The sequence below is a fragment of the Butyricicoccus sp. Marseille-Q5471 genome (assembly GCF_951230135.1).
In the GTDB taxonomy this organism is placed as follows: domain Bacteria; phylum Bacillota; class Clostridia; order Oscillospirales; family Butyricicoccaceae; genus Agathobaculum.
Genome location: NZ_CATNVC010000003.1, coordinates 203,981 through 217,131, shown reverse-complemented (window position 1 = coordinate 217,131; position 13,151 = coordinate 203,981). Strand labels below are relative to the sequence as shown.

Sequence of the window (13,151 nt, the reverse complement as noted above, 5' to 3'; positions counted from 1 at the left end):
TAACAAAATGGGATAAAATGTCTTGACAGATGTGATATAATAATATGATATAAAATTCGGTTTTTTCCTCGAAGGGAGGACATTTATGCAAGCAATTAATGACGGACTGCAGAGCATGCTCGACAGCCTGACCGCACTGCTTTCGGAAAATCCCTTGGTCGGCGCGTGGTACACGACGGTTGTGCGGTTTGTGTTCCCGCTGCTCGCCCTGATGATTCTGGTCGGCGCGATTCGCTCGCTCTGGAAGGTCAAGCACCCGGACGAGGTTTGGGGCTACCTGACGATGAACAACGGTGCGCGTCTGCCTATCACCCACTGGGAGAATATCATCGGCCGCGCTCCGGCCTGCGATTTGCAGCTCGGCTATCAGTCGGTGTCCCGCCAGCACGCCGCCCTCATCCGTGACGATGACGGCTCGTGGACAGTGTATGACCTCAATTCCACCGGGGGCGTACAGGTAAACGGTCTGGATGTGGACGAGTATGCCCTCGTCAACGACGGCGACACGCTCACCTTCGGCGGTATTCCCGCGGTGATGACGCCGATTTTAGCCGAAGAGAAGCGCGAGCAGATGTATGAGCGCCGCATGGAAGGCCGTCCGGCCGGCATGTGGGGCGCGCTTGTGCTGCTGACGCTGTTTCAGGTGCTGACCGCGCTGCAGCTCATTGTCGCCGCAGGCGACAAGGCCACCATTACCATCCCGCTGACGTTTTTCGCCTTCACCATCGTGTGCTGGGCGTATTTCCTCGCGCTGCGGATGTTCCGGCGCATCGGCTTTGAAATGGAGACCATCGCCTTCTTTTTATGTACGCTGTCGCTTGCGATTACGGGTTCGTCCGCGCCGGAGTCGCTGTTTAAGCAGTTTATCTCCATTTTAATGGGACTGCTCGTCTTTCTCGTGCTCGGCTTTTTCCTGCGTGACCTGCCGCGTGCCCAAAAGGTGCGCTGGGTCATGGCGGCGGGCGCGATATTCCTGCTTGCCATCACGCTCGTCATCGGCACGGGTGAATACGGCGCGAAAAACTGGATTAAGTTCGGCGGTTTTTCGTTCCAACCCTCCGAAATCGCAAAAATCTGCTACATTTTTGCGGGTGCGGCAACGCTTGAACGTTTGTTCAACAAGCGCAACCTGTGGATGTTCATTGTGTTGACCGCCGCGTGCGGCGGCCTGCTCGCCCTGCAGAATGACTTCGGCACGGCGCTCATTTTCTTCGTCACCTTCCTCGTCATCGCCTATCTGCGCTCGGGCGACTTTGCGACACTCGCCCTGATTTGCTCGGGCTGCGGCATCGGCGGCCTGATGCTGCTGCGGCTCAAGCCCCACGTCGCCAGCCGCTTTGCGGTCTGGGGGCACGCGTGGGAGGATGCGTCCGACAAGGGCTTTCAGCAGGTGCGCACGATGTCAGCCTCGGCCTCGGGCGGAATGATTGGCGTCGGCGCGGGCAAGGGCTGGCTTTCTGGCATATTTGCCGCCGATACCGACCTTGTTTTCGGTATGCTGTGCGAGGAATGGGGGCTGATTATCGCGGTTTTGAGCGTTTTGTGCATCATTACGCTCGCCGTGTTCGCCGTGCGTGCTTGCCGCGCCGGACGGTCGAGCTTTTACACCATCGCAGCCTGTGCCGCGACCAGTCTGCTCGTGTTCCAGACCTGCCTGAACGTGTTCGGCGCGGTCGATATCCTGCCGCTGACCGGCGTGACCTTCCCGTTCGTGTCGAACGGCGGCTCGTCGATGCTGTCGGCGTGGGGCATGCTCGCCTTTTTGAAGGCGACCGACACCAGACAAAATGCGTCCTTCGCGGTCAAGCTGACCCCGCGGCGCGAGCTGAGAGGGGAGGAGTAAGCCATGCGGAAAATCGAAAAACGAACGGTATTCTGCCTGATTCTCGCCGGCCTGCTCGGCCTCGGCCTTGCGGTGTTCTGCTTCCGCTTTGCGGTGGACGGCGGCGACTGGGCGTCCTTCCCGTCCAACCGGCATTTGTACAATTCCTCCGGCCAGCTCAAGGGCGGCACCATTCTCGACCGTGACGGCGATGTGCTGACGTGGATCAATGAGGACGGCAGCCGCAGCTATTTTGACAGTGCGGACGTGCGGCGTGCCACGCTGCACGCGGTGGGTGACCCGGCGGGCAACATCGGCGCGGGTGCGCTGACCGCCTTTGCCGACAAGCTTTCGGGCTACAACCTGTTCACGGGCGCGTATTCGCCCCTCGGCGGCGGTAACTCGGTCTATCTGACGATTGACGCATATCTGAACAATATCGCCTATCAGGCATTGGGCGGCAAAAACGGCACAGTTGGTGTTTATAACTATAAAACGGGTGAAATTTTGTGCATGGTATCCACGCCAACCTTTGACCCCGCCAACCCGCCGAGCATTGATCCGGACGATCCGCAGTGGGACGGTGTGTACGTCAACCGTCTGCTGTCCGCAAATACCACGCCCGGCTCGATTTTCAAGGTCGTCACGCTCAACGCTGCGATTGAAAATCTGCCCGACCTGTTTTCGCGCCACTGGACGTGCACCGGCTCGGTCGATGTCGGCGGCGACGCGGTCACCTGCCCCTATGCGCACGGCGAGCTGGACATCGAATCCGCCCTTGCCGTCTCGTGCAACGGTGTGTTCGGACAGCTTGCGGCCGAGATGGGCGGCAAGACGATGGCGAAATACACCGATGCGGCGGGCTTGACCACGGCCATGCGGGTGGACGGCATCCAGACCTCCAAGGGCAGCTTCAAGTTCGATGGCACGGAAAACCAGCTTGCCTGGGCGGGCGTCGGACAGGGGCAGGATGCGATGTGCCCCATTAATATGATGCTGTATATGGGTGCGATTGCAAACGGCGGCAAGGCGGCCATTCCGCGCCTGATTGAGAAATCCACGACTGATTACGGTCTGCCGACCGGCGTGTACGCGCCGCGCAAGTCGTCCGAGCTGATTGCCGCCGACACGGCGGATACTATCGCGGACATGATGCACAACAACGTCATTGCGACCTACGGGCAGGATCGTTTCCCGAACATGGACATCTGCGCCAAGTCGGGCACAGCCGAAATCGGCGCGGATAAAAGTCCGAACGCGTGGTTCACCGGCTTTCTGCGTGATCCCGAAACGCCGTATGCGTTCATTGTGCTGGTCGAGCAGGGCGGCGGCGGTGCGTCCGTCGCGGGCACGGTGGCGAGCAAGGTGCTGACCGCAGCAGTCGAAAAAGGGTATTAATCAGCAAAGAGACGGGGAAATCCCGTCTCTTTTTTCATGCCGAAGTCCGGTTTAACGGACGAGCTGTTGGGTAGAATAAAGGTATCAAAACAGCAACTGGAGGACGGACGGGATGAAAACAGCATACACAGCCATTCAGCTTGCGGGAGCGGTACTGCTGCTGCTGACAGCGGGCGCATCGGACGCGGGAGTCACAACGGTGGGCGAAATCGCCTATGGACTGGCCGTCTCGGGGCTGCTGGTCGGCGTGGGCACGATGGGCAAGCGCCCGCGTGCGCGTCGCGTAGTGCGCCATATCGCAAAGCGCGTCTAAAAAAACGGACGAACCAAATGGTTCGTCCGTTTTCCGTTCTCCAAAAGGAGCGCAGCGACATAAAAAAGTAAAAACCGGGGCTTTGCCCCGGCTTTTACGCCCCGACCCAGCCGCCTTGGGCGGCGTCGTTCGGGTATCGGGGTTTCCTTGCAAACCGCCCGCCGTATCTAGGGGACTTCCGAAGTCCCCTAGACCCACTTGTTACATTTTGTCAAGCACGCGGTAGCAGCGGCTCTTGGTGTAGCTCTGCTTAAAGCTGGTGCGCGCCAGATTGGCCGCGGTCTTGGCTTCATCGCTGTTTTTGTCGTCAAAGGTCTTGAGCGCATCGTTTGCCGCGCTTTCCGCACCGGTGTCGCGCTCCTTGACCCAGTCCTTGTACTGGCTTTCCTCGGAAGCATAAGCATCCGCGTTGAGCGAGGTCTGCAGGTGGTCATACATGCTGTTCAGCAGCGTATCCCACGCGTCGAAGGAGGACGAGGTCAGCTCAAGCTGCTCAGCCGTTGACGAAGCCGAGGACAGCTTCTTGTCAAACTCCTCAAGCTGATCGATCTGGGTGACGAAGGCGTCCTTCTGCTTGGCCTGCTCCTGCGCCGTTTCCTCTTGACGCTTGGCAGCGTCCTGCTTCTCGGTCAGCGTCTTGCGCACGTCCTCAATCTGCTTTTTCTGTTCGGACGTAAGGCTGCCGTCGCTCGCCAGTGCATCGAGTTGACCGGCCGCGGCGTCAAGCTTGTCGCTCGCGATATAGTCGACCGCCTGCTGCAGGTCGGCGGCAAATTTGCTCTCGCTCTGCTTCTGGTTGGCTTGCGTAATCAGCTCGTCAACCGCGTCATACAGCGGAGAAGTCGTGTCCGTGATGCGGTTTTTCAGGTCGGTCAGCAGTGCCAGCGCCGAGCTGTAGTCGCCGCTTTCAACCGCGTCGCGTCCCTGCTGATAGCTCTTGAGCAGGTCGATCTGCAGCTGGATGGAGGACGGGTCCTTCGCATCCGCAAGCGCGGCCTGATAGGCTTCGAGCGCATCGTCGAACTTGGCGCGTTCCATGTACTTTTCGGCCGCGGTGATGTTTTCATCCGGTCGGCGGGACATGGCGAACCAAACGCCGCCGCCAATCAGCGCAACGACGAGCACGACAACCAGCGCAATCACGCCGGCCTTTGCGCCCTTGCTCGGCTTTTTGTAGGGCCGGTCGGACGGATCGGGTTCAAAATAGGTGGTGCGCGGTGCGGTAGACGCGGACTGCGGTGCAGCGCGGCGCACGGGCGGCACGTCGATGGGCGGCATCTGAGGCGTTTCGCCGGTGTCTGCCAGCGGATCGGCCGGCTGTGCGGCACGGCGGTCGCCCTGCATGGCTGCGTCGAACGCAGCGGTGTCGATGGGAGAGCCGAACGGATCGTCCGCCTTTGGCGTTGTGTTTTCCTCGGGGATGGGCGTGAATACTGCGGTTTCGTCGTTTACGCCGACGATTTCGGTCGGCGCACCGCAAAACGGACAGAATTTGCCCGCAACCGGCAGCTCTTTGCCGCAATTTTTGCAAAGCATGATTAATGTCCCCCTCGCTGTTGATATAAAAATCCTATGATAGTATAGCACGCCCGCATTCCATTGTAAACCTTTGCTTGATTTATGCGGGGAAAGCGTGGAAAATAGCAGTTTTTTTGTCGTATCGTTTCTTGACACTGTCAGGTGCTGACCGTACAATATAAGTAGTATGGGCGATAGGTCCAAGTTTAGGGAGGAACAGCAATCTTGAGCAAACGACTTTTCTGTGCGTTTCTGGCGGCAGCGATGCTGCTGTCGAGTGCCGCTGCCGCAGGGACGGACACAGCGGATGCCTCGACGGAGACGACACAAACCGGCACGGCCGTGCCGGACGAAAACACCACCGCAGGCGATGCCATTGCACCCGCCGGGCGCGCGATCACAGTGGTTCCGACGGCGGAGCCGCTGAACGAGCAGTCCGCAGAGCAGGCCGCCTTTCCGGATATGACCGGCCATTGGGCCGAAGCCGAACTGCGCCGCGCAGTGGAGCTGAACCTGCTGAAGGGGGCAGACGGCAAGCTGCTGCCCGACCATGCAGTGAAAAGCTCGGAAGCGTTGACCATTTTAAACCGCACCCTCGGCGCGACGGTCGCTGCTGATATTTCGGGCCTGCATCAGGTGCCGCAGAGCGCTTGGTACGCCGAAGAGGTGGCCAAGGCCGTGCATCTCGGGTTAATCGACCCGTCCGACACCCGCAATTTTGATACGAACGCGACCCGCGCGGAGGCATTTGTGCTGCTTGCCCGCGCATTTGTGTACGAACGTGCCGAGTCTCCGGATGACGCGCTATCCGCCTTCCCTGATGCCGGCAGCATGACGGACGAGCAGCGCCGCGCCGCGGCCGCACTGGTCGGTACGGGCATCGTCAAGGGCGACAATAAGGGGGCACTCAACCCCTCCGCCAAGCTGACGCGTGCGGAGTTTGTCACCATGCTGCTGCGCATCGTGCCCAATTTCCCCGCGGAAAAGGATGATTTGATTCCGCTCATCGGCGGTGCGCTGATTGGAAGCGACACGGCGCTCAATTCCGCCCTGCCGGACGGCGACCGTGTTTTCGCCTGCGGTGCGAACGAAATCGTGCTGTCCGGCGTGTCTGCGACCGACCGTTTCGTGCTCAAGGGCATGGAAAACGCCTCGTTCCGCGCAGATAGCATGACCTCGCTGAATCTGCTCGCGGTTGACGCGGCAGGCAGCGCAACGCTGACCCTGGCAGACGGCGCGTCGGTTTCGACGCTCGTGCTCGCCGGACAGGGCGGGGCAGTTACTTATTTGGGCAACGCGCAGAATATTGAAATCACCGCGTCCAACCGCACCATCCGGCTGTCCGGCGTGCAGGCTGCGTCGCTCACCGTCACGGGCAGCGGCAACACCATCGTGGTGGACGGTTCTGCGGCGGTGGTGTCGATTGCGTCCACCGCGGTGAACACCGCGCTGACCATGAACGGTCAGGTCGATACGATGACCGTATCCGGCCGCGGCGCCAAAATCGACGGCACAGGCAAGGCCGGCAGCATTGATGTGCGCGCGGTCGGCAGTGAAATTACGCTGGCGGCGGATTCGCATATCGAGAACATCGACAACGGCCTTGCAGGCGTGACGCTCGAAATGGGCGTGCCCACCAAGGTGACGGCGGGCGGCCAGCTGGTCACGCAGGTCAAGTTCAGCGGCGTTACCGACCCCAAGCTGTGCAGTGCGCAGTGGTACCGCGACGGCAAGGCGATGGACGGCTTCGGCAACGATTCGTTTGAGCTGGCCGCAAATACTGTCTCCAAAATCACGACCGGCTTTGAGTTTACCAAGGACATGGCCAAAAGCGTGACCATGGGCTTTAAGCTGACGTATTTTAATCACTCAACCGGAGAAAACGAGGAGCGCTATGTCGAAAAGACCGTGCCGATTGAAAACTATTCGGATGAGTGGTACTATCAGCGGGACGTAAACCGCATTATGGCGTTGGTGTCGCACGAGTATAAGGGCAATTACACCGCAAAATACGCCATCAATAACGACTACAAGGACTACGAAAAAGAGGTGTGGATTAACGCCAAGGGCTATTCGAGCAAGACGAATTACCTCATCTGGATTAACCGCGCCTATCAGCACGTCAATATTTTCACCGGTTCTGCGGGCAACTGGAAGCTGCATCGCTCCACTCTGGTGGGTACGGGTGCGGATACCTCGCCCACGCCGACCGGCCTTACCACGGTCTCCTACAAGTCCGCCGCCGGCTGGACGACGGAAACGTATACCTGCAAACCGGTTGTCGGGTTCTATCCGGGCACGGGCTATGCGTTCCATTCCCGCCTGTACTATCCCGGCACGACCAAGCTGATGGATTCGAGCATCGGCTATCCGATTTCCCACGGCTGCATCCGTATGTACGATCAAGATATTAAGTGGATTTACGATAATATCCCGATTGGCACGGCCGTCGTTATTTTCTAAATCGGTTCAAATTAGAATGGTGTTTCCGATTTGACAAGCCTGACGCTCTTCCTTCGGGAAGAGCGTTTTTGGTTGTTAGCGTATCAAACTGTTTGCAGCTTATACATGCTGCTCTTGCGTACAACCATTGTGAACAGCCGGAAAAGCGCGAAAACTCCGCTTTTTGTAAGTTGTTCCAAGAGGGGAAGTTTGACATCATTGCAGGATTGCGTTACAATATATTCATTATCCATCGCAAGAAACAGAAAGGAGAAAGCCCGATGACATCACAACCGAATTTTATTAAGGAAGAACTACTTTCCGAGCTTTGTCAGAGCTTCCGCCAGAATACTAAGATACCAGCCGAGCTTTTCTCTCGTTATGGCATTAAGCGCGGCCTGCGCAACGCGGACGGCACGGGCGTGCTTGTCGGCGCGACGCGTCTTGGCAACGTACACGGCTACATCCTCAATGAGGGCGAGCGTGAGCCGATCGAGGGCCGTTTGACCTATCGCGGTTACAACGTTTATGATTTGATTCGCGGACTCGAGCAGGAAAACCGCTTCGGGTTTGAGGAGGTCGGCTATCTGCTGATGTGCGGTTCGCTGCCCAACCGCGAGCAGCTGCAGCAGTTTCAGCACACCATCGGTCTGGAACGTGCCCTGCCTGAGAATTTTACCGAGGATATGGTTATGCGCGCGCCCAGCCGGGATATCATGAACAAACTGGCCGCGGCGACACTCGCGCTGTACTCGTATGACGCGAACCCGGATGAGACAACGGTCGAGAATATCATGCGGCAGGGCATCAGCCTGACGGCCAAGTTCCCGGTCATCATCTCGCACGCCTATCAGGCCAAGCGCCGCTATTTTGACGGCGACTCCATGTTCCTGCACGTGCCTGATCCCAACCGTTCAACCGCGGAGAACATCCTGCACCTCATCCGTCCGGACGGTCAGTTCACCGACGATGAGGCCAAGCTGCTCGACCGCTGCCTGATTCTACACGCCGAGCATGGCGGCGGCAATAACTCGTCGTTCACCGTGCGCGTTACCTCTTCTTCGGGCACGGATACCTATTCGGCGATTGCCTCGGCGGTTTCCTCGCTCAAGGGTCCGCGCCACGGCGGCGCAAACCTGCGCGTCGTCACCCAGTTTGAGGAGATGAAGGCGAATATCATGAACTGGAAGGACGAGGACGAGGTGCGCGCTTATCTCGCCAGGGTGCTCGACGGTGAGGCCGGCGATGGTTCGGGTCTGGTCTACGGCATGGGGCACGCGATTTATACGCTGAGCGACCCCCGTGCGGTAGCGCTCAAGGACGCGGCGCGTCCGCTGGCCGAAAAGAAGGGCATGACCGACGAAATGGATCTGCTGGAGCTGGTGGAAAAGCTGACGCCCGATGTATTCCGCGAAAAGAAGGGTCTGGATAAGCCGATGTGCGCCAATGTCGACCTGTATTCCGGCTTTGTGTACAAAATGCTTGGCCTGCCCAAATCGCTGTACACCCCGCTGTTTGCCACGGCTCGTATCGTCGGCTGGATGGCGCATCGTCTGGAAGAGGTCACAACGGGCGGCAAAATCATGCGTCCGGCCTATAAACCGCTCGCCAAAAGCAACGAATACCGCTACCTGCCCGAACGGGACTGATCAGCAAGCGTAGCGGATTGCATAAAGGGAAGAAAAGGTTATTGTGCAAGGTGTCAAAAATGATCGGCCAAATTCCTGCAATATTGCATGAAAAATCAATTGAAAAATTGTGCGAAACGACTATAATAGAAACATAACCAAAACCTCAATTTGATCCTCAATCCTTTCTCTTTACTTAATGAGAAAACGGCGCGCTGCTTGGCAGCGCGCCGTTTTCTTTTTTGCGCGTTGCGGCGCAAAAAGCCGACAGACGCGGTTTCGCATCTGCCGGCTGACTGTTTTAAATGGAAATCTGTCCGGTGACCTTGAGCAGCTCACCTACGAGGATGCATACGATCAGAATGGGAGCAACCCAACGGATCATGACCTCAAACAGACGCTTGCGATGGAACTTGAAGTTGCGCTCGACCTCGTCCGACACCAGCTTGGTGCCGACCACGTGACCGACCAGAACGCAGGTCAGGAAGGCGACGATGGGCATGAGCACCGAGTTCGAGATGAAGTCAAAGAAGTCGAGGAACTGCATGCCGAGCAGCTTGACGCCCGCCCACGGGCCATAGCCCAGGCAGGATGGCACGCCCATTACAATGACAATCACTGTGACGATAAGCGTGCAAAGGCGACGATTCCAGTGCAGCTTGTCGTGCACGATGGAAACGACCGTCTCCATCAGCGAGATGGACGAGGTCAGCGCCGCAAACATAACGAGCAGGAAGAATGCCGTGCCGATGATGTGACCGAATGCCATCTGCTCAAACACCTTGGGCAGCGTGCCGAACATCAGGCCCGGGCCGGCGTTGATCTGGCTCGGGTCGCCGCCGTTGAAGGCTACAACGGCCGGAACAATCATCAGGCCCGCAAGGAAAGCAATGGCTGTGTCGAAAATCTCAATCTGGCCGACCGAACGCTCAAGATTGGCTTCCTTGGGCATGTACGAGCCGTAGGTGATCATAATACCCATTGCCAGCGACATCGAATAGAACATCTGACCCATCGCGGCAAGCACGGTGGTCATCGAGAAGTCCTTGAAATCGGGCAGCAGGTAGAACTTGAGGCCTTCGATTGCGCCCGGCATGGTCAGCGAGTAGCCGGCTACGAAGATCGTCAAAATGACGAGCACAGGCATCATCACGCGGGATACCTTTTCAATGCCCTTTTCCACGCCGAGCAGCACGACGACCGCAGTCACCGCCACATAAATCAGGAACCAGAACACCGGGGTGGACAGCAGGCCGCTGCCCGAGAAACCGATGAAATCACCGAAATAGTCCCCCTGCGAGAGCGCCGCGCCGCCGCCGGAAATGTATTCGAAGAAATATTTCATCACCCAGCCGCCGATGACGCAGTAATACGGCGTGATGATGACAGGCACAAGCGACGCCAGCCAGCCGAGGAAGGAAAACCGCTTGTCGAGCGCCTTGTATGCGCCGATGGTGGACAGTCCGGTTTTACGGCCGATGGTGATTTCGGTAATCATCAGCGCAAAGCCGAAGGTGACCGCCAGACACAGGTAGACGAACAGGAAGATACCGCCGCCGTATTTTGCCGCAAGATAGGGGAATCGCCAGATGTTGCCCAGTCCCACCGCTGAGCCTGCCGCCGCCAGCACAAAGCCGACGCGGCTGGAAAAACTGCTTCTCTTTTTCTCCATTATTTTTTGTTACTCCTTACATTGATGTTGCTACTCTTTATCATGACGCCGCAGATTTGGCGGTCATTCCATTAAATTAAAATCGCTGAGATACAGATAGGCATCCAGCAGGTTGGCCAAATGGTAGTTGCCCACCACGTCGGCTTCGGTGTGTGCGTCCCCCGGCATGGTTTCGGGCACACGCAGACCGAGCACGCCCAGACGCTCCGCATTTGCGCGGCTGAGCCGCCCGCGTTCGTCCATCGCGCAGAGCGCCCCGAGCTCGTGCACCATTGTTTGGGCGAGCTGCTCGCAGCCGCGCAGATAGACCGTTTGCTGATCATGGTCGCTGTGGCGCGGCCAGTTCTGCTTTTCGAAAATCTCGAGTTCCTCGCTGATGCGGTCAAGCTGTGCGTGCAGGGGGGATAAATCGGGATAGTGTCCATGCAGCACGCGCTCTCCTATATAATGAGGAATGGTTTGCAGCAGGTGCGTCAGCAGCTTGGAAATCTGTGCGCGGTTGTTGTACGGCTTGATGGCAACGTTGATGGCCAGCGCCGTGACAAGGCCGATCGAGGTATCGAGCAGGCGGTTGACACTATAAATGAAGGCCTCGTCCGGCGGGGACAGGCAGATGGAAACGAATACAATGCAGGCCAGCGGCACGGCGAAGTGCAGCCGGAACTGAATGCAGACCAGAATCAAGCCGATGATGCCCAGACCGATGCCGATATAGCGGAAATTACCGAAGAGCGTCACGAACAGCAGGCCGAAGCCCGCGCCCGCGATGATGCCGAAGAACTGCGTCACGCAGGACTGGAACGCATCGCCCAGTGTGCGGTTCATGGCGACGATTGCGCCAATGGCGGCAAAAATAGGCGCCGGACTGCCGCGCAGCGTGGCAAACAGCAGCGCGAGCGCAACCGCAGCGCCGGTTTTGACCGTTCGCAGACCGACATGAGGCAAATATCTTCCTAAAGACATGCGCATATCACCCCATTTTGAATAATATGCTTATTCTAGCACATAGAACGGTCGAGTACAAGGGTAACACGGCATTTGCATTGAAAAGCGGTTTGTGATAGAATGCCCCTATCGGAAACGATGTATGTGAAGGAGGAATTCGGATGAAGCAGTATCAATTCGGTGTGCTTGGCGCGGGCAATATGGGCACAGCCATTGTCGAAGGTGCAGTGCGTGCCGGCCTGTTCGCGGCAGGGGACGCGCTTTTATTTAACCGCAGCGCGGAAAAACGGCAGTTTAACGCCGCAAAGGGCTTTGCCGTGACCGCGGACTATGCCGAGGTTTATACACAGTGCGAGTGTGTTGTGCTCGGTGTCAAGCCACAGAATTTCAGCGAGGTGCTGCCCCGTCTTGCCGCCTGCAGGGTGGAACGCAAGCCGCTGCTCATTTCGATTGCCGCAGGCGTGACCTTCGGCACAATTGAGGCCGTGCTCGGTGCGGACACGCCGATTATCCGCGTCATGCCCAACACGCCGCTGATGCTCGGCGAAGGCGCAAGCGCGCTGGTCAAAAACGCCGCCGCAACGGACGAGCAGCTCGCCGCTGTCAATGCGCTTTTCGGCACGATGGGCGTGACCGCCGTATTCCAAGAGGAAAATATGCTCAACGAAGTCATTCCGTATAACGGTTCGCTGCCCGCTTATGTTTACCAATTTATTGATGCCTTCGCAAAAAGCGCCGAAAAGCATGGAATTTCCCGCGAGGATGCGCTGCCGCTGATTTGCAAGACCTTCATCGGCGCGGCGGAAATGGTGCTTGCCGGCGAAAAAACGCCCGCGGAGCTCATTCAAGCCGTCTGCTCGCCGGGCGGCACGACCATTGAGGGCGTGCATGTGTTTGAAGCGTACGGACTCAATGCTGTGGTCGCGGAAGCGAGCGATAAATGCATCGCGCGCGCCTATGAGTTGGGTAAATGACCGCGCTCTGCCATTGACTTTAAAACGCGGTTATGGTACATTTAATACAACCCGAATCACGGAGAGGAAGTGGATCTCGTGAAAAAATCGACGAAATTTAAGACAGCTATGCTGCTCACCAGCCTTGCAGTTGCCGCCGGCGCGACCGCGGCAGTGATTCTGCTGGAAAAAAAGCGTGAGGAAGAGGTTTACCATGAAGCTGAGCTCAAGGCCATGGATGAACTCGAGCAAATGATGCGTGCCGAGCAGGACTGCGCGTCCTGTGCCTGTGCCGAAGAGTGCGCCGCGGCAGACGCCGCTTATCAGGACGCACCGGAAGAGGATGCGCCCGCACCGGCCGACGATATCCCCGAAGAGGACGACGAGCCGGAAGCTACCGAATAATGTGACAACACGGGCGGGGACAGATGATCTCCGCCCGCATTTTTTATAAAGGAGA

Annotated in this window: 10 protein-coding genes; 7 read left to right on the top strand and 3 right to left on the bottom strand. The window is 58.0% G+C overall.

From position 1 onward, the window contains the following. Positions 1-85: 85 nt before the first annotated feature. The 3 genes from QOX26_RS05580 to QOX26_RS05570 all read left to right on the top strand — a co-directional run bounded on the left by QOX26_RS05580 (position 86) and on the right by QOX26_RS05570 (position 3,533). Positions 86-1,843 (top strand): FtsW/RodA/SpoVE family cell cycle protein, encoded by a 1,758-nt coding sequence (locus QOX26_RS05580; RefSeq protein WP_283673947.1) that lies wholly within the window; start codon positions 86-88, stop codon positions 1,841-1,843. A gap of 3 nt (positions 1,844-1,846) precedes the next feature. Further along, positions 1,847-3,220, top strand: coding sequence for a penicillin-binding transpeptidase domain-containing protein (locus QOX26_RS05575; RefSeq protein WP_283673946.1), 1,374 nt, complete (start codon positions 1,847-1,849; stop codon positions 3,218-3,220). Between the two features lie 112 nt (positions 3,221-3,332). Then, positions 3,333-3,533: a hypothetical protein gene (locus QOX26_RS05570; RefSeq protein ID WP_283673945.1), complete on the top strand. Its 201-nt coding sequence runs from the start codon at positions 3,333-3,335 to the stop codon at positions 3,531-3,533. Between the two features lie 201 nt (positions 3,534-3,734). On the opposite strand, the gene QOX26_RS05565 is transcribed toward QOX26_RS05570, so the two are convergent. Further along, entirely contained in the window at positions 3,735-5,069 is a 1,335-nt protein-coding gene (locus QOX26_RS05565) for a zinc ribbon domain-containing protein (protein ID WP_283673944.1), read from the bottom strand. Between the two features lie 207 nt (positions 5,070-5,276). Here QOX26_RS05565 and QOX26_RS05560 point away from each other — a divergent pair, with 207 nt between their 5' ends. Both QOX26_RS05560 and QOX26_RS05555 read left to right on the top strand, forming a co-directional pair. Next, on the top strand, positions 5,277-7,514 hold the full coding sequence (locus QOX26_RS05560) for a L,D-transpeptidase family protein (protein ID WP_283673942.1): 2,238 nt from the start codon (positions 5,277-5,279) through the stop codon (positions 7,512-7,514). Positions 7,515-7,774: 260 nt separating this feature from the next. After that, complete coding sequence (locus QOX26_RS05555; protein WP_283673941.1) at positions 7,775-9,142, top strand: citrate/2-methylcitrate synthase; 1,368 nt, start codon at positions 7,775-7,777, stop codon at positions 9,140-9,142. A 280-nt stretch (positions 9,143-9,422) separates the two neighbouring features. Here the strand turns inward: QOX26_RS05555 and QOX26_RS05550 are convergent, their stop codons facing one another. Beyond that, positions 9,423-10,793, bottom strand: coding sequence for a sodium-dependent transporter (locus tag QOX26_RS05550; RefSeq protein ID WP_283673939.1), 1,371 nt, complete (start codon positions 10,791-10,793; stop codon positions 9,423-9,425). Positions 10,794-10,856: 63 nt separating this feature from the next. After that, a complete protein-coding gene (locus QOX26_RS05545; RefSeq protein WP_283673938.1) occupies positions 10,857-11,756 on the bottom strand; it encodes an FUSC family protein in 900 nt (299 codons plus the stop codon). A gap of 143 nt (positions 11,757-11,899) precedes the next feature. On the opposite strand from QOX26_RS05545, the gene proC reads away from it, so the two are divergent. After that, a complete protein-coding gene (gene proC, locus QOX26_RS05540; protein ID WP_283673936.1) occupies positions 11,900-12,712 on the top strand; it encodes a pyrroline-5-carboxylate reductase in 813 nt (270 codons plus the stop codon). A gap of 78 nt (positions 12,713-12,790) precedes the next feature. Continuing rightward, positions 12,791-13,096, top strand: a complete 306-nt coding sequence (locus QOX26_RS05535; RefSeq protein WP_283673934.1) for a hypothetical protein — start codon at positions 12,791-12,793, stop codon at positions 13,094-13,096. Positions 13,097-13,151: the final 55 nt, after the last annotated feature.